Origin of the sequence: Actinomycetospora atypica (assembly GCF_042653685.1) — a bacterium.
Classification (GTDB): Bacteria; Actinomycetota; Actinomycetes; order Mycobacteriales; family Pseudonocardiaceae; genus Actinomycetospora; species Actinomycetospora atypica.
This window is the reverse complement of sequence record NZ_JBHSIV010000012.1, coordinates 52467-74301: the sequence shown is the minus strand read 5'-3', so window position 1 is coordinate 74301 and position 21835 is coordinate 52467. Positions and strand designations below refer to the sequence as shown.

Below are 21835 nucleotides of genomic sequence, written 5' to 3'. Positions count from 1 at the left end.
TATCTCGCGCTGGGTCACATGACCGATACCCCGTCGGGGAAGACCGTCCGCATGAGCGACCTGACCTACGAGAACGCCCGCACCATCGTCGCCGCCGCCCTGGAGCACGGGACGTCGGCCGGCTACAAGCCCCTCACCGTCGCGGTGCTCGACACCGGGGGTCACCTCGTGGCGCTCGGCCGCGCCGACGGGTCGGGGTTCCTGCGCCCCGACGTCGCGATCGCGAAGGCCCACGGCGTGATCGGCCTGATGATGGACAGCCGTGCCATCGCCCAGCGGGCCTCCGACTCCCCCGAGTTCTTCACCTCCGTCGCCGCCCTCGCCGGCGGCAAGGTCTTCTCCGTGCCCGGCGGCGTGTTCATCTGCTCGTCCGACGGCCAGGTCATCGGGGCGGCCGGCGCGTCGGGCGACGCGTCCACCGCCGACGAGGAGGCCGTCGTGGCCGGGATCGAGGCGGCGGGGCTGGTGGCACGCACCGGCGCCTGACCTGTGCGCGCTGCGCTCGTGAGCACTAAGCGGGGCTATAGCCCCCCGAAATGCTCACGAGCGCTCCGCGTACACTTGTATCTATGTCCGATCCCAGTGGTGCCTCAGCGGCCGACGCCGTCTACCGCCACGTCAAGGACCGGGTGCTCACCGGCGAGCTCGAGGGCGGCCGGATGGTCAGCGAGGGCGAGGTCGCGGCGGCGCTGCAGGTGTCGCGCACCCCCGTCCGGGAGGCCTTCCTGCGCCTCGAGGTCGAGGGGTGGCTGCGGCTGTTCCCCAAGCGCGGGGCCCTCGTGGTGCCGGTCGCCCCGCACGAGGTCGACGAGGTCCTCGACGCCCGGGCGCTGGTCGAGGCGCACGCGGCGGCCGACGTCGTGCACCGCCCCGACGACCTCGCCCACCTCCTGGCCGCCCTCGACGCGGCGATCGGGTGCCAGCAGCAGGCCCACGACCGGGGCGACCTCCCCGGCTACACCGAGGCCGACGCGGAGTTCCACCAGCTCGTCGCCGACGCCGGGCGCAACAGCCTGCTCGCCGGCTTCTACCGCACCCTGCGCGAGCGGCAGCGCCGGATGACCGCCCAGTCGGTCCGCGGGCGCAGCGCCGCCGCGGGCACCGTCCTCGACGAGCACCGCCGACTGCGCGACCTGCTCGCCGCCCGCGACGTCGACGCCTTCGCCGCCGCCCTGCACGCCCACCTCGACGACACCCACGGACGAGGAGGCCCCCGATGACCGCCGCCACCCGCACCCGCACCTCGACCGCCTGGTTCCCGGTGGGGCTCGCCCTGTTCGTCGTCGCCTGGGGCGGCAACCAGTTCACCCCGCTCATGGTCATGTACCGCGAGCTCGGCGGGTTCTCCCCCGCGACCGTCGACGTCCTGCTCGGCGCCTACGTCCTCGGGATAGTGCCCGGCATGCTCGTCGGGGGCCCGCTCTCCGACCGCCTGGGCCGCAAGCCGCTGATGCTCGCCGCGCCGCCCCTGGCGATCCTCGGCAGCGTCGTCCTGGGCCTCGGCGGGGAGGACGTGCCGGTGCTGTTCGCCGGGCGGGTGCTCGCCGGGCTCGCGCTCGGCATCGCGATGGCCGTGGGTTCCACCTGGATCAGCGAGCTCTCCCCCGACGGCGGCGGCGCCTCCCGCGCGGCGATGTCCCTGACCCTCGGCTTCCTGCTCGGCCCGGTCGCCGCCGGGATGCTCGCCCAGTGGGCCCCGTACCCGGAGGTCCTCTCCTACGCCGTCCACGTGGTCGTCGGGGTGCCGCTCGGCCTGCTGGCCCTGCGTACGGTCGAGACCCTCGACCGGAGACGCAGCGGAGCGGAGCTCGACCATCCGTACCGCGGTGAGGCCCCCACGCGGCGCCTGCGCGACGACCTGCGGATCCCCGTCGGCGAGCACCGCGAGTTCGCGACGATCGTCGTGCCGGTGGCGCCGTGGGTGTTCACCAGCGCCGGGGTGGCCTACGCGGTCCTGCCCTCGCTCGTCGCGCGGGCCGTCCCCGGGCACGCGATCGCCTTCGCGGCGCTGATGACCGCGATCACGCTCGTCGCCGGGTTCGCCGCCCAGACGGTCGCGAAGCGGTGCGGGCTCACCGACGCCCGCGGCGGGATGCTCGGGCAGGCCTGCGCGGTCGTCGGGATGGGGCTCGCCGCGGCCACGGCGGCCTCGCCCGGAGTGCTCCTCGCGGTCCTCGCGGCGACGGTCCTGGGCGTGTCCTACGGGTTCGCGCTGGTCAGCGGCCTGGCCGAGGTGGCGCGGATCGCCCCGCGGCGCCACCTCGCCGGGCTCAACGCCGTGTTCTACGCGCTGGCCTACTCCGGCTTCCTCGTGCCGGCCGTGCTCGCGGTGCTCTCCGGCCTCGTCTCCTACAGCGTGCTGTTCGTCGGGCTCGGCCTGATCGCGCTGGCCTGTCTCGCCGTGGTGGTCAGGACGACGAGGGGTGCACCACGGCCTTGAGGGCCATGGGGTCGCGGCGGGCCGCGAGCAGCGCCCCGACCGCGTCCTCGAGCGGGTGGTGCGAGGTCACCATGTCGTCGAGGCGGATGCGCCCGGAGGCCGCGAGTTCGATCGCCGCCGGGTAGACGTGGGCGTAGCGGAACGTGCCCTTCACGGTCAGCTCGCGCGACTGCAGCACGTCGAGCGGCAGGGTCACCGTCGCGCCCGTGCCCACCAGGACGACCGTGGCCGCGGGCGCGGTCGCCGCCACCGCGAGGTCGACCGCCGGCTGCACGCCCGTGCACTCGAGCACCACGTCGGCCTGCCCCATCGCGGCGGTGACCCCGGCGAGGCCGTCGTCGAAGGAGTTGGCGTCGACGACGGTGGTGGCGCCGTACTCGGTGGCCGCCTCGCGGCGCAGCGCCATCACGTCGGTGACCACGACGGGCGATGCGCCGCGCGCCAGCGCCACCTGCAGGCACAGCAGCCCCACCGGCCCGGCGCCGCTGACGAGCACCCGGGTCCCCGGCCCGATGTCGGCCTTCGAGGCGGCGTGCAGCGCGACCGACAGCGGCTCGATCAGCGCGGCGGCCTCGTCGGAGAGGGAGTCGGGCACGGGGTGGGCGCGGTGGGCCGGGACGACAACGTACTCGGCGAACGAGCCGTCGATCGGCGGGGTCGCGAAGAACGCGATGTCGGGGCAGAGGTGGTAGCGGCCCTGCCGACACTGGTCGCAGCGCCCGCACTCGGCCTGCGGCTCCACCGCGACGCGGGTCCCGACGGCGGGCGCGGTCACCCCGGGCCCGACCGCGCTGACCACACCGGAGGTCTCGTGCCCGAGCACCAGCGGGGCGTGCATGACGAAGCCGCCGATGCGCCCGTGGTCGTAGTAGTGGACGTCGGACCCGCAGACGCTCACCGCCCGGACCTGCACCTGGACCTGGCCCGGCCCGGGGTCGGGGACCTCGCGGTCCTCGAGGACGACGTTGTCCGGCTCCGTGAGCACCGCCACACGCTGCATGGCTCCAGGGTGCCCTACGGGCTGGTGAGCACTCATCCGTGCCGGGACACGGATGACTGCTCACGAGCTACGGCACCTGCTGGCGGATCCGCCGGGCCGGGGTGAAGACGCGCAGGTCGAGCATCCCGGGCGGGTCGGCCACCCCGGGCCCGCCCGCCTGCACCCACGCCGCGATCTCGTCCTCGGTCTCGCGGTCGAGGACGCCCAGCAGCCAGACGGGCTTCCCGCCTGCCGCCCGACCGGCCGGGGACGGCGAGACGACCGCGACCGTCGACTGGGCGCACGCGTCGAGGCAGTCGCTGAGCTTGACCCGGCCCGCGCCCGCGGTCCCCTCCCGTAGCCGCTCGACCTGGCCGACGTGGTCGACCTCCGGGTGCTTGCGCAGCGTGCCGCAGCAGCAGCCGCGGCAGAGGGTGACGGTGGGACCGGACGGGGTGCGGGGCATCGGGGACCACGCTAGGCGATCACCCGCGCCCTACGACGTGAGAGTGACGCACGCGAGCCGGCCGCCCGCGGTGCCCGCCTGCCCGGGGGCGGTCGCCGTCATCTCCTTCTCGTGCAGGACCAGCGACGCGGGCAGCCGGTCGGTCAGCGCGAACGGCACCGTCCTCTGGGTCTGCCCCGCACCGGCGGCGTCGGTGCGCACGTCGAGCCAGAACTCGTTCTGCGGGTTCGCGTAGGCCGGGTCGCTCGAGGGCTGCTGCGGGGTCGCCGCGGGGTCGACCCGGTTCTGGAAGTGCGGTCCGGCGTCGGCACCGGTCGGCCCGCACGGCCGGGTGTGCAGGTGCGCCGCGTAGCCCCGGTCCGGCCGCAGGCCGGACACCGTCAGCGCCACCGAGGTGTCCGCCTCGGCCCGCACCATCTCCACCGTCACGTCGGCGCCGGGCGGGGCGGCGGCCGGGTCGTAGGTCACGGCGGTGGCGGTGGGGGTCCCCGGGGCGGCGAGGGGGCCGCCGCTGGCCCGGCGCACCTCCGAGGTGCTGCTGCACCCGGCGAGGACGACAACCACGGCGAGGAACAGGACGATCCGGCGCATCACGCCCCGATCGTCGCAGAACGCCCCGTCTGCTCGGGCGGCACTGTCGGTGCCGCCGGTTACCGTGAGGTCCTGTCCACCGATCGCGGAGGTCCCCCGCCATGACGACCGTCGCCCCCGCCCCCGTCGTGGAGGCCCTGCGGGCCGCGCTGCCCGCCGACCGCGTGATCGACGACCCCGACGTGCTGGCCTCCTACGCCCACGACGACGCCGAGTGGGCCCCGTGGGAGCTGCCCGCCGCGGTCGTCCGGCCCGTCGACGCCGCCCAGTGCCAGGCCGTGGTCCGCGCCTGCCTCGCCCACCGGGTCCCGGTGGTCCCCCGCGGCGCCGGCACCGGCCTGTCCGGCGGGGCGAACGCGACCGCCGGCAGCGTCGTCGTGTCGGTCGAGCAGATGACCCGCATCCACGAGATCGACCCCACCGAGCGCCTCGCGGTGGTCGGGCCGGGCATCGTCAACGACGACCTCCGCGCCGCCTGCGCCGCGCAGGGCCTCTGGTACCCGCCCGACCCGGCCAGCTCCCCCTGGTCGACCATCGGCGGCAACGTCGCCACCAACGCCGGCGGGGTCTGCTGCGTCAAGTACGGCGTGACCCGCGACTACGTGCTCGGCATGCAGGTGGTCAACGGGCTCGGCGAGCTCGTCCGGCTCGGGCGGCGCACCGCGAAGGGCGTTGCCGGGCTCGACCTCGCCGGGCTGATGGTCGGCTCCGAGGGCACCCTCGGGCTGATCACCGAGGTCACCGTCAAGCTGCGGCCCGCCCGCGCCCCCGAGCACACCGTCGCGGGCTACTTCTCCAGCGTCGTCGACGCCGGCCGCGCGGTCGCGGCGATCACGGCGGCGGGGATGACGCCGAGCGCGCTGGAGCTGGTCGACCGCACCTGCCTCGAGGCCGTCGACGCCTGGAAGAACCTCGGCATCTCCGCGGAGGCCGACGTCCTGCTGCTCGGGCGCTCCGACGCGCCGGGCGCTGCGGGGACTGCGGAGGCCGAGGAGATGATCCGCCATTTCGACGAGGCCGGCGCCACGTTCTCCGCGCAGGCCACCGACGCCGAGGAGGCCGACGCGCTCTTCGCCGCCCGCCGTCTCGCCTACCCCGCGCTCGAGCGCCTCGGCCCGGTGCTCACCGAGGACGTCTGCGTCCCCCGCGCCGCCGTCCCCGAGATGCTCGCCCGCATCCAGGCCACCGGCGAGCGCCACTCCACGACGATCGCCAACATCGCCCACGCCGGCGACGGCAACCTCCACCCGCTGCTGATCACCCCGGTCGGCGACGAGCCCGCCCAACGGCGCGCCCAGGCCGCGTTCGAGCAGATCCTCGCCGACGCCCTCGACCTCGGCGGCACCGTCACCGGCGAGCACGGCGTCGGCCTGCTCAAGCGCGACGGGCTGGTCGCCGAGCAGTCGCCCGAGGTCCTCGCCATGCAGCGCGCGGTCAAGGCCGCCCTCGACCCCCACGGCATCCTCAACCCCGGGAAGGTCCTCTAGATGCTGCGCCGCGCCCTCGGCCTCGTCGTCCTCACCGCCGTCGGGACCTGGACGGTGAACACCGTGCGGGCGCTCGCCCGGGTCTCCCCCGAGCTGCGGAGCCCCCGCCTGCCGCTGTCGTTCGCCTGGGTGCCGATGCGGGTCGTCCCCGTGCTCCGGAGCCGGATGCGCCAGGACGTCCCGCTGCCCGAGGGCGTCTCGGCGGAGCGCCGTCGCGTCACCTCCGCGGCCGGCCGGTCGGTCGACGTGCTCGTGTACGACGACGGCCGGGACCGCTCCCCGACCGGGGCGCTGCTGTGGATCCACGGCGGCGGGCACCTGGTCGGCGACCCCGACATGGACCACGCCCTCTGCGGCCGGTTCGTCCTCGAGGCCGGGGTCAGGGTCGTCAGCGTCGACTACCGCCTGGCCCCCGAGGACCCGTTCCCCGCCGACCTCGACGACTGCCACGCCGCCCTGAGCTGGCTGCAGGAGAACGCGGCCGAGCTCGGCGTCGACCCGGCCCGCATCGGGGTCGGCGGCGCGAGCGCGGGCGGCGGTCTCGCGGCGGCGACGGTGCACCGCGCCCACGACGCCGGCCGTCCGGTCGCGTTCCAGCTGCTCGAGTACCCGATGCTCGACGACCGCACGGGCCCCTCCCCCGACGGCCGGGGGCGCTTCGTGTGGAACGCGCGGATGAACCGGCGGGCCTGGGCCGCCTACCTCGGGGACGCGGACTCCGACGTCCTCGCCGAGGCCGCCCCCGCCCGTCGTCGGGACCTCTCCGGCCTGCCGCCGACGTGGATCGGGGTGGGCGAGCAGGACCTCTTCCTCGACGAGGACCGCGAGCACGCCCGCCGGCTGCGCGCGGCCGGGGTGCCGTGCACCCTGCACGTCGAGCCCGGGATGTACCACGGGGCCGACGCGAACGCGCAGGACGCGCCCTCGATGCGGGCCTTCCGCGGGCTCATGGTCGAGGCCTGCGCGGCCTTCCTCGGCCGGGAGCACACTCCCGCCCGGTGATCGTCAGGTACTGACAATTCCCGCGCGACGTTCCTCCCTCTCCGCCGCCAGGCCACACGCTTCCGCAGAAAGAGCCAGGATGGACGACGTTGCTCGGCACCTCCGTGAGCTGATCGTCGCGACCGACGACTACCGGCGCACGATGGCCGCCGAGGTCGGGGTCAGCACCACCGAGGCGGCGGTCCTGGGACAACTGCTCCACGAGGGCGCGCTGACCCCGACGTCCATCGCCGCACGGGCCGGGCTGACGCCCGCGAGTGCCACCGCCCTGATCGACCGGTTGGTGTCGGCCGGCATGGTGGACCGCTCGCCGCATCCCGACGATCGCCGTCGGGTGCTGGTGGATCTGACGAGGCAGGGTCGGTCGTCGATCGAGACCATGTTCTCGCTGTTCGTCTCCGACCTCGACGAGGCGTTGCTCCGGGCCGAGCCTCGGGTGGCTGACGATCCGGAGCTGTGCCGAACGCTCACGAGCCTCTTCCGTGCCATGGCAGCGTCGTTGAGGACACATGCCGGCGATGCCGGGCGCGTCAGGTCGGTGAACGACGCCGGCGCGCAGGAGAGCCGCCATCGAGCCGGCCCGGGGCCCTCGCGGGCGGAATGAGAAAGGGGCCGACCGGCCGCTCCGCACTCGGCGGACCTGAACCGGTCGACCCCGGGCCTGCTGCGGTTCGGGGGGACAAACCGCACCAGGGGATCGCAGGCTGTTCTCGGCGATGAATGCCCGTGTGTCCGCTGTGCACCGTCGTGCTCCGCGCGCCACCAACCTCGCCCACATATTTCGACGGTCGAATGACTTTGTCAAGGCTCCGTCCCGCCCACCGGAGCCTGCACGCCGGGCGATGCCCGACGGCGGTCGTGCGGCTCAGGAGCGGTCGAGGCGCGGGAAGACGATCTCCTGGACGACCAGCAGCACGGCGGCGGCGACCGGGATGGCCACCACGGCTCCGACGACCCCGAGCAGGGCACCGCCGACGAGGACCGCGACCACGGTGAGCACGGCGGGGACCTCGACCGTCCTGCCCATGATCTTCGGCGTCAGCAGGTACTCCTCGAGGAGGTTGTAGACCACGAAGAACCCGAGCGTGGCGAGGGCCACCGGCCAGGACACGGTCAGTGCCACCAGCGTGATCAGGACGCCGCCGATCACGAAACCGACGGCGGGGATCAGGTCCAGCAGCGCGACCAGCACCGCCAACGACAGCGCATAGGGCACCCCGGCGACCAGCAGCCAGACGAACGTGACCACGCCGGCGATCACCGACATCACCACGTTGCCCAGCACGTAGCCGCCGAAGCGGACGCAGATGGCGTCGCCGATCAACACGGTGCGAGGCCGCCGCGAGGCCGGCGCCAGCCGGTACGCCGCTCGGCGCATCCCGGGCAGTGCCGCCAGGAAGTACACCGTCAGCACGACGACGACCACGGTGTCGCCCAGCCAGCCCAGCACCGCCAACCCCACCCCGAGCACACCGCTGATCAGCGTCGAGCTGTTGTCGGCGAGGGCCTGCTGGAGGTGCTGCTGCAGGCCGAACCGGGCGTCGAGCTGTCCGATGATCGAGCTGCGGTCGCCCAGCAGCTGCAGATACTGCGGGGTCCGGGCCAGGAAACCGGCCGCCTGCTCGATCATCGGCGGAACGGCCACGGCCAGGAAGCCGCCCACGATCACGACGAACCCGACGCAGACCAGGGTGACCGCGAGCCCGCGCCGCAGCCCGCGGCGGGCCAGCCGCGACACCGCCGGTTCGAGCCCGAGCGCGACGAAGAGCGCGACCCCGATCAGGATCAGGACGTCGGCCGCGGCGGGAACCAGTTGCACCAGGGCGATCACGGCCGCCACGCCGAGCGCCGCGCTGAGCCCGATCAGGAACGGCGAGCGGCGGTTCAACGGCGGACCCAGCGGGCCGAGGGGCTCCTGGGCGGTGCTCGACCGCGAGGCACTCGCCTCGGCCTCGGCGATCGGTCCCTCCGTGTCGAGGTGGGGCTGGGCCACCGAGGGATGGTGCCCGCGCCCCCCGCCCGCCTTCGGGGAACGGCCGTCCGGCGTGGCGCCGCGCGGCTCGTCCGCACTCTCCGTGGGCCGGGTCGTCTCGGTCACGAGGTGTCCTCTCTCGGGGTACCGGCCGACCCACGCCGGGGCGGCGCGACCCGTCGGCGACCTCGACGGCAGAGCCGCGGATCAGGGGGTCCGGCACGCCACGAACCAGGTGGCGATGTCGCAGAGCTCGGTGTCCTCGCCACCTCCGTGCGGTCGCGTCGGTGTCACCGTGCCCGCCGGGCGAGCACCGGGGCATCGGCCCCGAAGGACACAACGGACGGCACGGTGCTCGCCTGCCGGGTCGAGGCGGTCGGGAGCCTCCGATTCGTCCGGCCGCCGGTCCTACCGGGCGCTACCAACCCCTCCCCGACGCCTCCAGCCACCGGTCGAGGACGTCGGCGGCGGTGGTGTATCCACACCACAGGAGAAGCACGTCGACGCGACCGGTGACGGACGTACCGACCGTTCGGAATTCGTCGAAGGGGCACGGGCGACAGGGACTGCGGGTCGGCGTGGAGAGCAGCCGAATCCTCACGATCGGCTGCACCAACTCGAAGCGCCCGTGCGTCAGTACCGCGATCACAGGAGAGATCGCCGCACCCGCTCCGAATGCGGCAAGGGCCATGCGATTCTCCGGTGGGCCCGCACTCCGTGCGACGTCATTCCCGCTGTCGCTGTTCCGTACGGGTGGACCCGGTCGCCGGCGTTCCGGTCCGACAACTCACCGGTCAGGGACGATCGACTCGCTGCCCGAAATGCCACCGATCCTCAGCGGAAGAGCTTCCTCCGCGCAGTGGATCGACCGGTGCCCGCACGCATACCGGCCGCCGCCCCGTGCCTCTCCGCATTCGTGCCGGACCCGGAGCGGCCCCCTCCCGTCCGGGAAGGGGCCGCTCTCGTGGACCTACGGACTACTGGGTGCCCCCGGAGCTGGTGAGCCGCAGCTCTCCGGTGATGAGGCCGGCGGAGGGCTGGCTACCAGCGGCGACGTCGAGGTTGACGGTGTAGTCGGCCCGGCCACCGGCGGGGATGCTGCCATTGGCGGGGCCGCCACCGAAGGCGAAGGTGACACCGGCGGGAGCGCTGAAGGTGCCGTCGACGGCGAGGGGCACGCTCCCGGTGTTGTCGATCCGAACGGCGACGGTGCATTGCTGCGCGGGGACCTGAGCGGGCTTCCCGGGGCTGGTGAACCGGGCGATGACGGGGTTGATGGAGATGTTGTTGCCGTCAGTGACCCTGCTGTTGGTGCAGTCCATTCCGTTGGTCCCGAGAGTGCCCGACGCTGAGACGCGAAAGTCGGCATTCTGATCGCGGAACGTCACACCCCCGGTGACGGTCGCGGTGAGCAGGAAAGCGGCGAGCGCGATCCCGACGATGCCGAGTGCGCCGCCGACGATCACGGCCACCCTCGCGCGCTTGCTCTTGAGCAGATTCTTCACGTGATTCCCCCCGATGTTGGTCGACCCGACGGTACCGATCGTCGATTCGTCCGAACGAGAGGGGCCGAGAATGGCGGGTTCACGCAGGTGAGCACGATTGCCGACGATTCCCGGATGATGTCGGCGGCTCGGCACTCACGAGGCCGTGACGCATTCCGGGCCCCACATCCCGCGCCCGGCGTTCTCGGCCCGCTCCTGGGCGGCGCGGACGGCGGGCATGCGCTCGGGCGGCGCGTCGGCGGCGTAGGTGGTGACGACGCCCGCCTCGGCGGCGAGCACCGCGTACTCGCCCTGCGGGAGCGACACCCAGGCGAGCGCGCGGGAGAAGCGGTCGGAGCGCCCGTCGCCGACGAGCCTGACGGCCTTGCCGGCGAGGGCGCCACGGGCGAACTGCTGCGCCTCCTCGGCATAGCACGCGCCGGGCGGCTGCACCCCGAGCACGCGGACCCGCAGTGCCCGCCCGCCCTCGAGCCGGACGTCGATCGTGACCGGGTCGGCGACGGCGAGCACCGTCGCGGGCTCTCCGCGCTCGTCGGGCAGGTCCTGCGGCGCGACGGCCGCGACCGCGGCCGGGCGCGGCTCCGCGGGAACGGGGGCGCCGGTCGCGCCGACGAGGACCGCGACGGCCCCGACGAGGCCGAGGAGACAGGCCATGGCGAGGAGCACCCGGGGCGCGGTGCCAGTGTTCACGCGCGACAGTGTGACGCACCGTGAGAATCACTGCGCCACCGGTCACCCCGTGTAGTTCAGCGCACGATTTCCACGCAGCTCCCGGGCACGATCGAGCCGTTCGTCCCCGTCGGGGCGCGGTCCACCGGCCGGTCGAGCGGGGCACGACCGACGGCGACCGGGCGCCCTGGCCGCACCGCCGAGTGGGCGCTCCGGGCTCCCCGGACGGCCCTGGGCGCCCACGCGGCGCCCGTCCGGGCAGAGGGGGCGCGCGGGCACCCCCGACGGGCACGATCTCCGGGCGGGCGACGCGACGGGAGGTGGGCGGAGCATGACGAGGACGGTGCGGTTCTCCGAGCTGGGTGGCCCGTCGGTGCTGGAGGTGACCGAGGTCGACGACCCGGTGCCGGGCCCGGGCGAGCTCGTGGTCGACGTCGCAGCGATCGGGCTGAACCGGGCCGAGTCGATGTTCCGGCAGGGCACCTACATCGAGGAGACGCGACTCCCCGCCGGGCTGGGCTACGAGTGCTCCGGCACGGTCTCGGCCGTCGGCGAGCCCGGCCGGTTCGCGGTGGGCGACCGGGTGAGCGTCGTGCCCGGGTTCTCGATGAACGACTACTCGGTCTACGCCGACCGCGCCCTCGTCCCCGCCCGCGCGGTGGTCCCGCTGCCCGACGCGACGTCCTGGGTGGACGGCGCCGCGGTGTGGATGCCGTTCCTCGTCGGCTACGGCGGCCTCGTCGAGACCGGCGGGCTGACGGCGGGCGACCACGTGCTGATCACCGCGGCCACCTCGAGCGTCGGGCTCGCCGCGATGGCCGTGGCCCGGCGGGTCGGTGCGATCCCCATCGCGACCTCGCGGTCGTCGTCGAAGGCGCAGTCTCTGCTCGACGCCGGGGCGGCGCACGTCGTCGCGACCGGGGAGGAGGACCTCGTCGGGAAGGTCCTGGAGATCACCGGGGGCCGCGGGGTGGAGCACGTGTTCGACGCGGTCGCGGGCCCCGGCGTCACCGACCTGTGCCGGGCCACCGCGAAGGGCGGGATCGTGACGATCCACGGCCTGCTCTCCGGGCAACCGACGATCTTTCCCGCCGAGACGCTCCCCGATCTGTGGATGCGCAGCTATACCCTCTTCGCGATGACTCACGACGAGGAACGGCTGCGGCGGGCGGGCGAGTTCGTGGGAGCGGGACTGCGCTCCGGCGACTTCGCCCCACAGGTGGACCGGGTGTTCTCCGGGCTCGACACGATCGTCGAGGCCCACGAGTACCTGGAGTCCAACCAGCAGGTCGGCAAGATCGTGGTGACGGTGCGATGAGCCTCTCCGGCGACAGCGGCGTTCCCGACGAGGCCGTGGCCTGGTTCCGCGACAACGTCCCCGGCATCGAGGGGGACGTGACGTTCCAGCGGATCACCGGCGGCCGCTCCAACCTGACCTACCGCGTGAAGGACGAGGCCGGCACCACGTGGGCGCTGCGCCGTCCGCCGATGGGCGGGGTGCTCGAGACCGCGCACGACATGGGCCGCGAGTGGCGCTTCCTCTCCGCGCTCGCACCGACGGACGTCCCGGTGCCGCCGCCCGTGGCGTTCTGCAGTGACCACGACATCGCGGGCGTCGACTTCTACGTCATGGACTTCGCGCCGGGGCGGGTGCTCAACAGCCCGGAGGACGCGTCGTGGGTGACCTCGACGGAGGTCAAGACGCGGATCGGCGAGTCGACGATGGACGTGCTGGCGGCGCTGCACGCGGTGGAGCCCGGCGAGGTCGGGCTCGACGACATGGCGCGGCCCGGCAACTTCGTCGAGCGGCAGCTCAAGCGGTGGCACCGCCAGGCGCACTCGTCGGCGATGGAGGACCTGTCGGCCATCGACGCGGCGCACGCGGCGCTGTCGGCGCGGGTGCCCGAGCCGCCCGCGAACCGGATCGCGCACGGCGACTACCGGTCGGGGAACATCTCCTACCTCGACGACGGGTCCGCGGCGGCGGTGTTCGACTGGGAGCTCGCGACCATCGGCGACCCCTACTGCGACCTCGGGCACGTGCTCGTCTCCTGGTCCCAGGAGGGCGACACGGTGCCGGCGGCCCTGCCGAACCCCACGCAGCTCGGCGGCTTCCCCACCCGCGAGGACCTCATCGCGCGGTACGAGAAGACCTCCGGCACGACGCTGCCCGACATCGCCTTCTACATCGCGTTCGCCCGCTGGCGCGCGGCCTGCATCCACGCCGGGGTGTGGACCCGCTACCAGGCCGGCGACATGGGTGAGGGCGCGGACGCCGACGAGGTGACCGGCCCGGAGGCGATCACCGAGCAGGCCGAGACGGCGCTGGCCGAGCTCGGGGGCTGAGCCTTCTGGTGGAGCGAACGGCACTCTCGCTGCTTCTACGTGAGCGAGAGTGCCGTTCGCTCCAACCACCAGGGCCTCAGTGCCGGGCCGCCCGCTCCCGCGCGGCCCGACGCATCCGGCCCGGGCGCTCGACGAGGCTGCGGGTCCAGTCGCCGACGCTGTAGTCGACCCCGGCCGCGAGGGCGGGCAGGCCCAGCAGCGGGCCCCGGCCGTCGGCGGTGCGCGCCAGCTGGATGCGGTGCCACCCGGCGCCCACCGCCGCGCCGAGCAGCTTGCGCACCGGCGCCGGTCCCCCGAGGCGCGGAGCGGGCCGGTCGAGGTCGTCGGTCTCGCCGCGGACGAAGCGCCCGGCGAGGTCGGGCCGCACCGCGAGCGGGCGCCCCACCCCCACCGCGGCGCACACCCCGGCGTCCAACGCCCGATCGACCTCCGCCCGCGTGCGGAACCCGCCCGTGAGCACCACCGGCACGTCGACCGCGCCCGCGAGCGCCGCGGCCGAGTTCCAGAACGGCGACTCGTGCTCCCCCGCCAGCTCCGCGCCGGAGGCGTCGAGGCCGACCATCGCCGGGGCCTCGTAGTTGCCGCCCGAGACCTCGAGCAGGTCGACCCCCGCGTCCTGCAGCCACCGCCCGAGCGTCACCAGCTCGTCGTCATCCCGGGCGTCGAGCTTCACGACGACCGCCGCGTGCGGCGGCAGCGCCCGGCGCATCGTCGTGACGATCCCGAGCAGGAACCGGGCGCGGTTCTCCAGCGAGCCGCCGTGGGCGTCGGTGCGCCGGTTGGTCGCCGGGTCGAGGAAGCTCGAGAGCAGGTAGCCGTGCGCGGCGTGCACCTCGACCCCCGCGAACCCGGCCCCGACCAGCCGGACCCCGGCGTCGACGAAGCGCCGCTGCAGCTCGGCGATCTCGTAGGCCGCGAGCGCTCGGGGCCGCGCGTAGGCCCCGCCGAGCGCGACGGCCGGACCGGTCGAGGGCCCCACCGGGTGCGGGTTGACGTAACGGGTCTCCTGGCGCCCAGGGTGCGAGAGCTGCACGATCGTCGGCACCCCGGAGGCCGCGGCGGCCCAACGCTGCAGCGCGGCGGGATCGGTCTCGCCGTCGACGACGACGTTGCGGGCCCGCTCCAGGTGCGCGCGGTCGACCATGACGTTCCCGGTGATCACCAGCCCCGGACCGCCGGCCGCGGCCTCGCGGTAGAGGCGGTCGTGGCGCTCGGAGGGGTCGTGGCGGCGGTCGGCGATGCTCTCGGTCATCGCCGCGCGGACGAGCCGGTTCGGCAGCACGACGCCGCACGGGAGCTCGAGGGGGTCGCTGAGGACGGTCACGCCATGATCCAACCGTCCCCGACCGGCGACGGTGCACTTGACCGTCGTCTGACCGACCGGTCAGACTTCTAATCATGCGGAGAACCGTGCTCGTCGCCGTCGTGCTGGCCCTGGTCGCCACGGTCGTCCTGACGACGAGGCGGACGGCTCCCGTGGGTCACTTCACCTCCCTCGAGGGGCACGACCGGTTCGATGTCGCCTACCGCGCGGCGATGACCCGGATGCCGGTGCCGGACGCGACGCTCGACGTGCGGACCGACCACGGCGTCGTCCGGATGTACCGGTTCGACGGACCGCCCGGGACACCGCTGGTCCTGATTCCCGGCCGGGCGTCGGCCTCGCCGGTGTGGGCGGACAACGTCCCGTCGCTGCGCGCCCTGCGCACCGTCTACGCCATGGATCTCCTGGGCGAGCCGGGCCGCAGCGTCCAGTCGCGCCCGATCGTCGACGACGCCGACCAGGCCGCGTGGCTCGACCAGGCGTTGGCCGCCCTCCCCACCCCGACGGTCCACGTGCTCGGGCTCTCGATCGGCGGGTGGACCGCGGCGAACCTCGCCGTGCGTCGTCCGGAACGCCTCGCGAGCCTCACGCTGATCGAGCCGGCGCAGACCTTCGCGCCGATCCCGCTCGGGACCGTGGTGCGGTCGGTCCCGGCCTCGGTGCGCTGGCTGCCCCGCAGCTGGCGGGACGCGTTCGGCTCATACACCGCGAACGGGGCACCGGTGGAGCACGAGCCGGTCGCGGACATGATCGAGGCCGGGATGCAGACCTACGCGCTCGCCCTGCCGCAGCCGACGCTGCTCGAGCCACGCCTCCCGGTCCCCACCCTGGTGATCCTCGCCGGGCGCTCGGTGATGCACGACAGCGCGGCCGCCGCCGAGAACGCCCGGCGCCTGAACCCGACGGCGAGGGTGCTCACCTACCCGGACGCCTCGCACGCGATCTCCGGTGAGCACCCGGAGCGGATCGCCGGCGACGTCGCTGCTGTCCTGACGACGTGACGTTCACCGAGGACGCCCGGCGCCGCCAGCTCGTGGACGTGACGATCGCGCTGGTCGCCGAGCACGGCTACGGCCGGTGCTCGCTCGCCCGGATCGCCGAGGCCGCGGGCGTCACCAAGGGAGCGGTGCTCTACCACTTCCGGACGAAGGACGCGGTGGTCCGCGCGGCGTACGCGCACGTCCTGGAGGCCCTCGTCGCGGCGGTCGGCGACGCCGTCGATGCGGCGGCGGGACCCGGCGAAGCTCTCCGGGCCTACGTCACGACGATGCTCGGGCACCTGGGCGCGAACCCGGAGCACGCCCGGGTGCTGGCCGACTCCCTCGACGCCGCCGTGGTGCACGACCGCGACGACCGTCCGGCCCGCTGGCGCCCCGTGGCCGCCCTGGTCGAGGCGGCGCAGGCGAACGGCGAGTGCGGTCCCGGCGACCCGCGGACGCTCGCGGTCGCCCTGGGCGGCGCGATCGACGGGCTGGTGGCCGAGAGGTTGGCGGACCCGTCGTTCGTCCCCGACCCCGAGGTCGCCCTCCGCCTGGTGGCGCCCGTAGGTTGACGGTGGAGTCGTCCCGGCACCTGCGCGCCGGGGCAGCAGAAGGCCTCGTCTTCGTCGCCGTCTGCGCGACGGCCTAACCACCCGCGAGGACGCCCTCGGCCAGCACCTTCGCGGCGAGCTCGCGGACGAGGAACCGCTGCACCTTGCCCGTGGCCGTCCGCGGGACCGCGTCGATCGTCAGGACGTGGCTCGGCTTCTTGAACGAGGCGAGGCCCTCGCGGCACCAGGCGATGAGCGCGTCGGGGTCGACGACCGCGCCCTCGGCGGGGACGACGCACGCGACCGTGCGGTCGAGGCCGTCGGCGTCGGGCACGCCCACGACCACCACCTCGGCCACCGACGGGTGCGTGATCAGCCGCTCCTCGACCTCCATCGGCGTGACCCAGATACCGCCGACCTTGAGGACGTCGTCGGTGCGGCCCAGACACTGGTAGGTGCCGTCGGGGTTGCGGACGTAGGTGTCGCCGGTGCGCATCCACTCGCCCTCGAACACGCGGCGGTTGACGTCGGTGCGGCACCAGTAGCCGGTGCACAGGGAGTCGGCGCGCAGGTAGAGGGTGCCCTTCTCGCCGTCGGCGACGATCGTGCCGTCGTCGTCGCGGATCTCCACCTCGTAGCCCGGCACCGGCACCCCGGAGGTGCCCGGGGCGACCTCGCCGGGCCGGTTCGACAGGTAGATGTGCAGCGCCTCGGTGGAGCCGATGCCGTCGAGCACCTCGAGACCGAACCGGTCGCGCATCCCGACGACCATCCGGGCCGGCAGGGCCTCCCCCGCGCTGACCCCGCGGCGCACGCGCGCGAAGGCATCGTCGGGAAGGTCGCTCGCGAGCAGCGGGCCGTAGACCGACGGGCTGCCGTAGAACAGCGTGACCGGGTGCTCGGCGAGCACCGCGGCGATCGCTCCCGGGGACGGGCGGCCCGGCGAGAGCACCGCCGAGGCGCCGACCGCCATCGGGAAGAACATCGAGTTCCCGATGCCGTAGGCGAAGAAGAGCTTGGCCACCGAGAAGCAGACGTCGTCGGCGCGGATGCCGAGCACCTGCGCGCCGTAGGTCTCGCAGACGGTGCGGATGTCGGCGTGCCGGTGCATCGCCGCCTTCGGCGTCCCGGTGGTGCCGCTGGTGTAGAGCCAGAGGGCGGGCGACTCGTCCCAGGTGGGGTACTGGCCGTCGTCGTGCCCGAAGCCCGCGGCGACGAGGTCGGTCCAGTCGCGGGTGCGGACCGGGTAGCCGGCGAGCGGGTCGGGGTCGTTCACCGGCACGCCGGCGGAGGTGACGACGACGTCGGTGAGGTCGGGCGAGCCCGCCAGCTCCACCGCCACGCGGGTGACCTCGCCGAACTCCGGCGAGCACAGCAGCACCGTCGCCCGCGAGTCGCCGACGAGCTTCGCGAGCTCCGGACCGCGCAGCATCGTCGAGACCGGCACGGCGACCGCACCGATCCGCATCGTCGCGAGGATCGCGGTGAACAGCTCCACCCCGTCCGAGCAGACCATGAGCACGCGCTGCTCGGGGCGGACCCCGAGCCCCCGGAGGCCGGACGCGACCTTCCCGACCTCCTCGGCCACCTCGCCGTAGGTCAGCTCGCGGACCCCGCCCGGGGTGAGCGCCCGGACGGCGACCCGCGACGCCCCCGCGGGGAGGTGGCGGTGCAGGAGGTAGTGCGACGCGTTGAACTGCTGGTGGTGGGACAGCACGGCCGCCTCCGGGCGCTCGGGTCGGCTACTGGCTCGGGACGGCTACTGGAAGTGGACGTACTCGAAGTCGACGGGCTTGTCGTTGATACCGGTCGACGGCGGGGCGATCCAGCCCGCGATCTTGCCGGGTTCGAGGACCGGGTGCATCAGGCTGCGCACGTGGGTCTTGTCGAGCTCGGTGGGCAGCCAGCGGTCCTTCTGCGCGTTCCACTCCGACTCGCTGACGACCTTGCCGTCGGGGGTGATGTTCGCCGAGGCGAACGCACCGACCTGGCGGTTGAACCCGACGTGGGGCAGGTAGAGCTCGGCGTCGATGCCGGCCTTCGCGAGGATCCGGTTCCAGCGCTTGAGACCGGTCTTGCAGTCGTTGATGTACTCGTGGCGCAGGTCCTGGTTGAGCGCCAGCAGCGCCGGGACCTCGTTGCGCGAGATCTGCCCGTCGCGGAACGCGTCGACGTGGCTCGCGTCGTCGGCCAGCAGGTGGTCGTCGTCGCGACGCTCCTCCTGCCAGCGGCCCTTGATGCCCGCGGTGAAGTAGTTCGCCGCGTTGGTGGAGGACTCGTTGCCGAACAGGTCGAGCGAGACGGTGTAGTGGAAGTTGATGTACTTCTGGATCATCGTCAGCGGGATGCCGCCGGCGCCGGCGACCGCCTCGGTGTCGTGGGTCTGCATCAGCTCCGCGGTGCGGCGGACCACGCGGTCGATGCCGGTGGTGCCCACGAACATGTGGTGGGCCTCCTCCTTGAGCATGAACTCGCAGGTGCGGCTCAGCGGGTCGAAGCCCGACTCCTTCAGCGTCCCGAGCTGGTACTTCCCGTCGCGGTCGGTGAAGTAGGTGAACATGTAGAACGACAGCCAGTCGGGGGTCTCCTCGTTGAAGGCCCCGAGGATGCGCGGCGAGTCGTCCGAGCCGGAGTTGCGGGCCAGGAGCTGGTCGGCCTCCTCGCGCCCCGCGCGCCCGAAGTAGGCGTGCAGGAGGTAGACCATCGCCCAGAGGTGGCGGCCCTCCTCGACGTTGACCTGGAACAGGTTGCGCATGTCGTAGAGGGACGGGGCGGTGGCCCCGAGGAAGCGCTGCTGCTCGACCGACGCGGGCTCGGTGTCGCCCTGGATGACGATGAGGCGCTGCAGGTCGGCGCGGTACTCGCCGGGCACCTCCTGCCAGACCGGCTCGCCCTTGTGCTCGCCGAAGGCGATCTTGCGGTCGGGGTCGTGCTCGGAGAGGAACACGCCCCAGCGGTACTCGTTCATCGGGACGTGGTCGAAGTGCGCCCACCCGTCGCGGCCGACGTCGACCGCGGTACGCAGGTAGACGTCCTTCGTGTCGACCGCGGGGCCCATGTCGCCCCACCAGTCGAGGAAGTTCGGCTGCCAGCGCTCGAGGGCCCGCTGGAGCTTGCGGTCGCCCGCGAGGTCGACGTTGTTCGGGATCTTCGAGTCGAAGTCGATCTTCGGTCGCGCACTGGTCATGTGATCACACCCGCTTCTGGTCGAAGTCGGCCTTGCGGCCGGTGCCGTACTTGCGCAGCGCACCCTCGGGTCCGCTCGCATTGGGCCGGACGAAGATCCAGTTCTGCCACGCCGTGAGGCGCCCGAAGATCCGGGTCTCCATGGTCTCGGGGCCGACGAACCGGTGGTTGGCCTCCATGCCGGTGAGGGCGTCGGGGCTCAGCGAGGCCCGCTCCTCCAGCAGGATCCGGATCTCGTCGGTCCAGTCGATGTCGTCGGGGGCGTCGGTCACCAGGCCGGCTTCCTCGGCGTCGGAGCCGGTGAGGGGCTCGTCGAGCGGGATCGCCCGGACCGTGGCGTCGTCCCCGTAGAACCGGCTCTCCAGCCGGGTCAGGCCGTTGCCCATCGGGAACGTGCCGAACTGCGCCTGCGTGACGACGAGCGCGGCCGGTTCCGTGGCCTCCGCGCCGCTCGGGAGCGTCGCGTCCTCGGCCTCCTCGAAGGTGCCCTCGAGCATGTACTGCCGGTCGCAGGCCAGCGCGATCTCGAGGAACGGGCCGGCGAAGCAGCTGCCCGGCTCGATCAGCGCGATGAGGCTGCGGCTGGTGACGTCGAGGCGCTTGAGGGTGCGCTTGAGGTAGCGGGTGGTCTCGGCGACCAGCCAGTCGTCCTGGTGGTCGGCGATGAGCCGGTCGGCGGCGAGGGCGTTCTCGGGCGCGCCCTCGGTGAGGAGCAGCCAGGTGCCGATCTCGAGCTCGTTGGTGCGCAGCCGCAGGATCGCGTCGTCGAGTTCGCGGGTCAGGGCCAGCAGCGGGTGCGCCGCGCCGAGCTCGTGCAGCGAGGCCGGGTCGTCGGACATCTCCGGGACGGCGACGACGATCGTGGCCGTGCGGGCGGCGCGGTCGAGGGTGACGCGCACGTGGTCGTAGGTGAGGTCGCCGTCGCTCTCGGTGCGCCGCAGCGGGGGCAGGGTGATGCCCTGCGCGTCAGCGGGCCGGTCCCCCGCGAGCTCGGTGGCGCGGGCGCGCACCGTCTCGTCCCAGTCGCGGCGCGGCACGGCCTCGTCGACGAGCTTCCACTCGACGGCCTTCTTGCCACCGAAGCCCTCGGACTTCGTCGCGAAGACGTCGGCGCGGTCCTTGCGGACGCGGCGTTTGTCGATGACGCGGGTGAGCCCGCCGGTGCCCGGGAGCACGCCGAGGAGCGGGACCTCGGGCAGGCTCACCACGGACGAGCGGTCGTCGACCAGCAGGATGCGGTCGCACGCCAGGGCCATCTCGTAGCCGCCGCCGGCCGCGGTGCCGTTGAGCGCCGCGATCCAGGTCTGGCCCGCCGCGGTCATGTCCTCGATGCCGTTGCGGGTCTCGTTGGTGAACTTGCAGAAGTTCACCTTCCACGGGTGGCTCGACGCCGCGAGCATGCGGATGTTCGCGCCCGCGCAGAAGTTCGAGTCCTTGCCGCTGGTCAGGACGACGCTGCGGACCTGCGGGTGCTCGAAGCGCAGGCGCTGCGTGAGGTCGTAGAGCTCGATGTCGACCCCGAGGTCGTACGAGTTCAGCTTCAGCTCGTAGCCCGGGACGATCCCGCCGTCCTCCGCGACGTCGAGGTACACCCACGCCGTGTCGCCGTCGACCGTGAAGCGCCAGTGCCGGTACTCCCCGGGCGCCGTGTCGAAGTCGACCGGCGGGACCCGCTCCGGCGCCACGGTCTCGTTGACCGGCTCGTCCAGGACCGTCACCGTGGACCTCCCCTTGTCGCCTGTGCCACATTCTACGACACTGTGACGCAGGCGGGAAGACCCGTAGACAGTCGTGAGGGCAAGGCGTGAGGAAGTGGTCAGCGGTGACCGAGTGGACCTGGACCGCGGAGCCGACCCCCGTGTGGGACGAGGCCAAGGCGGACGCCTTCTCCCCCGCCGGGCCGGCGGTGCACGGACTGGGCTCGCCGGCGCCCGGGGACGCGCTCGGCGACGCGTGGTGGCGGGTCGAGTCGGCCGACGGCGAGGTCGCCGCGTTCGGGCGGCTCGACGACACCTGGGGCGACGCCGAGGTCCTCGTCGCCGTGGTTCCGGCGTTCCGCACCCGCGGGGTCGGCTCCTGGGCGATGGACAAGCTCGGCGAGGAGGCCGCCGCCCGGTCGCTCAACTACGTCTACAACGTGGTCCCCCGGTCCCACCCCGACCGGGAGGGCGTCGAGGCCTGGCTCGCCTCCCAGGGGTTCGACGCCCGCGACACCGGCGAGCTCCGGCGCCGCGTCACCACGAAGGCGGCCACGACGGCGCCCTCCCAGTAGGAGCGAGCGGCACTCTCGCTGCTTCTATGTGCGCGAGAGTGCCGTTCGCTCCGACGAGCGGTGCC

The 21835-nt window shown here is 73.6% G+C and carries 21 protein-coding genes; 11 read left to right on the top strand and 10 right to left on the bottom strand.

Going from position 1 to position 21835, the window contains the following annotated elements:
* Nucleotides 1–18 precede the first annotated feature (18 nt).
* The 3 genes from ACFPBZ_RS13565 to ACFPBZ_RS13555 all read left to right on the top strand — a co-directional run bounded on the left by ACFPBZ_RS13565 (nt 19) and on the right by ACFPBZ_RS13555 (nt 2440).
* Nucleotides 19–486 carry a GlcG/HbpS family heme-binding protein gene (locus tag ACFPBZ_RS13565; RefSeq protein ID WP_378036589.1) on the top strand — a complete coding sequence of 156 codons (468 nt, stop codon included), beginning with the start codon at nt 19–21 and terminating at the stop codon, nt 484–486.
* An 83-nt stretch (nt 487–569) separates the two neighbouring features.
* A complete protein-coding gene (locus tag ACFPBZ_RS13560) occupies nt 570–1220 on the top strand; it encodes a GntR family transcriptional regulator (RefSeq protein WP_378036588.1) in 651 nt (216 codons plus the stop codon).
* A complete protein-coding gene (locus ACFPBZ_RS13555) occupies nt 1217–2440 on the top strand; it encodes an MFS transporter (protein ID WP_378036587.1) in 1224 nt (407 codons plus the stop codon). The genes ACFPBZ_RS13560 and ACFPBZ_RS13555 overlap by 4 nt, the downstream gene beginning before the upstream one ends.
* On the opposite strand, the gene ACFPBZ_RS13550 is transcribed toward ACFPBZ_RS13555, so the two are convergent.
* From ACFPBZ_RS13550 to ACFPBZ_RS13540, 3 genes are all read right to left on the bottom strand, one after another.
* Complete coding sequence (locus tag ACFPBZ_RS13550) at nt 2409–3440, bottom strand: NAD(P)-dependent alcohol dehydrogenase (RefSeq protein ID WP_378036586.1); 1032 nt, start codon at nt 3438–3440, stop codon at nt 2409–2411. The two genes, ACFPBZ_RS13555 and ACFPBZ_RS13550, sit on opposite strands and share 32 nt — an antisense overlap.
* A gap of 67 nt (nt 3441–3507) precedes the next feature.
* The gene (locus ACFPBZ_RS13545; RefSeq protein WP_378036585.1) at nt 3508–3885 is read right to left on the bottom strand and encodes a hypothetical protein; all 378 of its coding nucleotides are present in this window, start codon (nt 3883–3885) and stop codon (nt 3508–3510) included.
* Between the two features lie 30 nt (nt 3886–3915).
* Nucleotides 3916–4476 carry a superoxide dismutase gene (locus ACFPBZ_RS13540; protein ID WP_378036671.1) on the bottom strand — a complete coding sequence of 187 codons (561 nt, stop codon included), beginning with the start codon at nt 4474–4476 and terminating at the stop codon, nt 3916–3918.
* A 101-nt stretch (nt 4477–4577) separates the two neighbouring features.
* Between ACFPBZ_RS13540 and ACFPBZ_RS13535 the strand changes: the two genes are divergently transcribed.
* The 3 genes from ACFPBZ_RS13535 (at nt 4578) to ACFPBZ_RS13525 (ending at nt 7569) form a co-directional block, all read left to right on the top strand.
* On the top strand, nt 4578–5963 hold the full coding sequence (locus tag ACFPBZ_RS13535) for an FAD-binding oxidoreductase (protein ID WP_378036584.1): 1386 nt from the start codon (nt 4578–4580) through the stop codon (nt 5961–5963).
* Nucleotides 5964–6965 (top strand): alpha/beta hydrolase, encoded by a 1002-nt coding sequence (locus ACFPBZ_RS13530; RefSeq protein ID WP_378036583.1) that lies wholly within the window; start codon nt 5964–5966, stop codon nt 6963–6965. It begins immediately after the preceding gene.
* 142 nt (nt 6966–7107) lie between these two features.
* Nucleotides 7108–7569, top strand: coding sequence for a MarR family transcriptional regulator (locus tag ACFPBZ_RS13525; RefSeq protein WP_378036582.1), 462 nt, complete (start codon nt 7108–7110; stop codon nt 7567–7569).
* A gap of 261 nt (nt 7570–7830) precedes the next feature.
* Here ACFPBZ_RS13525 and ACFPBZ_RS13520 read toward each other — a convergent pair whose 3' ends face one another.
* The 3 genes from ACFPBZ_RS13520 to ACFPBZ_RS13510 form a co-directional block, all read right to left on the bottom strand.
* Entirely contained in the window at nt 7831–8958 is a 1128-nt protein-coding gene (locus ACFPBZ_RS13520) for an AI-2E family transporter (RefSeq protein ID WP_378036581.1), read from the bottom strand.
* Nucleotides 8959–9914: 956 nt separating this feature from the next.
* Nucleotides 9915–10442 (bottom strand): hypothetical protein, encoded by a 528-nt coding sequence (locus ACFPBZ_RS13515; RefSeq protein WP_378036580.1) that lies wholly within the window; start codon nt 10440–10442, stop codon nt 9915–9917.
* Between the two features lie 135 nt (nt 10443–10577).
* Nucleotides 10578–11132, bottom strand: coding sequence for a thermonuclease family protein (locus ACFPBZ_RS13510; RefSeq protein WP_378036579.1), 555 nt, complete (start codon nt 11130–11132; stop codon nt 10578–10580).
* 310 nt (nt 11133–11442) lie between these two features.
* On the opposite strand from ACFPBZ_RS13510, the gene ACFPBZ_RS13505 reads away from it, so the two are divergent.
* Nucleotides 11443–12429: a zinc-dependent alcohol dehydrogenase family protein gene (locus ACFPBZ_RS13505; protein ID WP_378036578.1), complete on the top strand. Its 987-nt coding sequence runs from the start codon at nt 11443–11445 to the stop codon at nt 12427–12429.
* Complete coding sequence (locus ACFPBZ_RS13500) at nt 12426–13457, top strand: phosphotransferase family protein (protein ID WP_378036577.1); 1032 nt, start codon at nt 12426–12428, stop codon at nt 13455–13457. The genes ACFPBZ_RS13505 and ACFPBZ_RS13500 overlap by 4 nt, the downstream gene beginning before the upstream one ends.
* 76 nt (nt 13458–13533) lie before the next feature.
* Here ACFPBZ_RS13500 and ACFPBZ_RS13495 read toward each other — a convergent pair whose 3' ends face one another.
* Nucleotides 13534–14781 carry an oxidoreductase gene (locus ACFPBZ_RS13495; RefSeq protein WP_378036576.1) on the bottom strand — a complete coding sequence of 416 codons (1248 nt, stop codon included), beginning with the start codon at nt 14779–14781 and terminating at the stop codon, nt 13534–13536.
* A gap of 74 nt (nt 14782–14855) precedes the next feature.
* Here ACFPBZ_RS13495 and ACFPBZ_RS13490 point away from each other — a divergent pair, with 74 nt between their 5' ends.
* Nucleotides 14856–15782, top strand: a complete 927-nt coding sequence (locus ACFPBZ_RS13490; RefSeq protein ID WP_378036575.1) for an alpha/beta fold hydrolase — start codon at nt 14856–14858, stop codon at nt 15780–15782.
* Complete coding sequence (locus ACFPBZ_RS13485) at nt 15779–16333, top strand: TetR/AcrR family transcriptional regulator (protein ID WP_378036574.1); 555 nt, start codon at nt 15779–15781, stop codon at nt 16331–16333. Before ACFPBZ_RS13490 ends, ACFPBZ_RS13485 begins: the two co-directional genes overlap by 4 nt.
* A 73-nt stretch (nt 16334–16406) precedes the next feature.
* On the opposite strand, the gene ACFPBZ_RS13480 is transcribed toward ACFPBZ_RS13485, so the two are convergent.
* Genes ACFPBZ_RS13480 through boxC form a run of 3 tightly spaced genes read right to left on the bottom strand, consistent with a single transcriptional unit; the run spans nt 16407 to nt 21216 of the window.
* The gene (locus ACFPBZ_RS13480) at nt 16407–18029 is read right to left on the bottom strand and encodes a benzoate-CoA ligase family protein (RefSeq protein WP_378036573.1); all 1623 of its coding nucleotides are present in this window, start codon (nt 18027–18029) and stop codon (nt 16407–16409) included.
* 42 nt (nt 18030–18071) lie between these two features.
* Nucleotides 18072–19499, bottom strand: a complete 1428-nt coding sequence (gene boxB, locus ACFPBZ_RS13475) for a benzoyl-CoA 2,3-epoxidase subunit BoxB (RefSeq protein WP_378036572.1) — start codon at nt 19497–19499, stop codon at nt 18072–18074.
* Between the two features lie 4 nt (nt 19500–19503).
* Nucleotides 19504–21216: a 2,3-epoxybenzoyl-CoA dihydrolase gene (gene boxC, locus ACFPBZ_RS13470; protein WP_378036571.1), complete on the bottom strand. Its 1713-nt coding sequence runs from the start codon at nt 21214–21216 to the stop codon at nt 19504–19506.
* A gap of 104 nt (nt 21217–21320) precedes the next feature.
* Here boxC and ACFPBZ_RS13465 point away from each other — a divergent pair, with 104 nt between their 5' ends.
* On the top strand, nt 21321–21770 hold the full coding sequence (locus tag ACFPBZ_RS13465) for a GNAT family N-acetyltransferase (RefSeq protein WP_378036570.1): 450 nt from the start codon (nt 21321–21323) through the stop codon (nt 21768–21770).
* The last annotated feature ends 65 nt before the right edge of the window (nt 21771–21835 follow it).

Bases quoted from the DNA above. Each gene is read 5' to 3' on its own strand.
- ACFPBZ_RS13565 (WP_378036589.1), top strand. From the start codon at position 19: ATGACCGATACCCCGTCGGGGAAGACCGTCCGCATGAGCGACCTGACC.
- ACFPBZ_RS13560 (WP_378036588.1), top strand. From the start codon at position 570: ATGTCCGATCCCAGTGGTGCCTCAGCGGCCGACGCCGTCTACCGCCAC.
- ACFPBZ_RS13555 (WP_378036587.1), top strand. From the start codon at position 1,217: ATGACCGCCGCCACCCGCACCCGCACCTCGACCGCCTGGTTCCCGGTG.
- ACFPBZ_RS13550 (WP_378036586.1), bottom strand. From the start codon at position 3,440: ATGCAGCGTGTGGCGGTGCTCACGGAGCCGGACAACGTCGTCCTCGAG.
- ACFPBZ_RS13545 (WP_378036585.1), bottom strand. From the start codon at position 3,885: ATGCCCCGCACCCCGTCCGGTCCCACCGTCACCCTCTGCCGCGGCTGC.
- ACFPBZ_RS13540 (WP_378036671.1), bottom strand. From the start codon at position 4,476: ATGCGCCGGATCGTCCTGTTCCTCGCCGTGGTTGTCGTCCTCGCCGGG.
- ACFPBZ_RS13535 (WP_378036584.1), top strand. From the start codon at position 4,578: ATGACGACCGTCGCCCCCGCCCCCGTCGTGGAGGCCCTGCGGGCCGCG.
- ACFPBZ_RS13530 (WP_378036583.1), top strand. From the start codon at position 5,964: ATGCTGCGCCGCGCCCTCGGCCTCGTCGTCCTCACCGCCGTCGGGACC.
- ACFPBZ_RS13525 (WP_378036582.1), top strand. From the start codon at position 7,108: ATGGCCGCCGAGGTCGGGGTCAGCACCACCGAGGCGGCGGTCCTGGGA.
- ACFPBZ_RS13505 (WP_378036578.1), top strand. From the start codon at position 11,443: ATGACGAGGACGGTGCGGTTCTCCGAGCTGGGTGGCCCGTCGGTGCTG.
- ACFPBZ_RS13500 (WP_378036577.1), top strand. From the start codon at position 12,426: ATGAGCCTCTCCGGCGACAGCGGCGTTCCCGACGAGGCCGTGGCCTGG.
- ACFPBZ_RS13490 (WP_378036575.1), top strand. From the start codon at position 14,856: ATGCGGAGAACCGTGCTCGTCGCCGTCGTGCTGGCCCTGGTCGCCACG.
- boxB (WP_378036572.1), bottom strand. From the start codon at position 19,499: ATGACCAGTGCGCGACCGAAGATCGACTTCGACTCGAAGATCCCGAAC.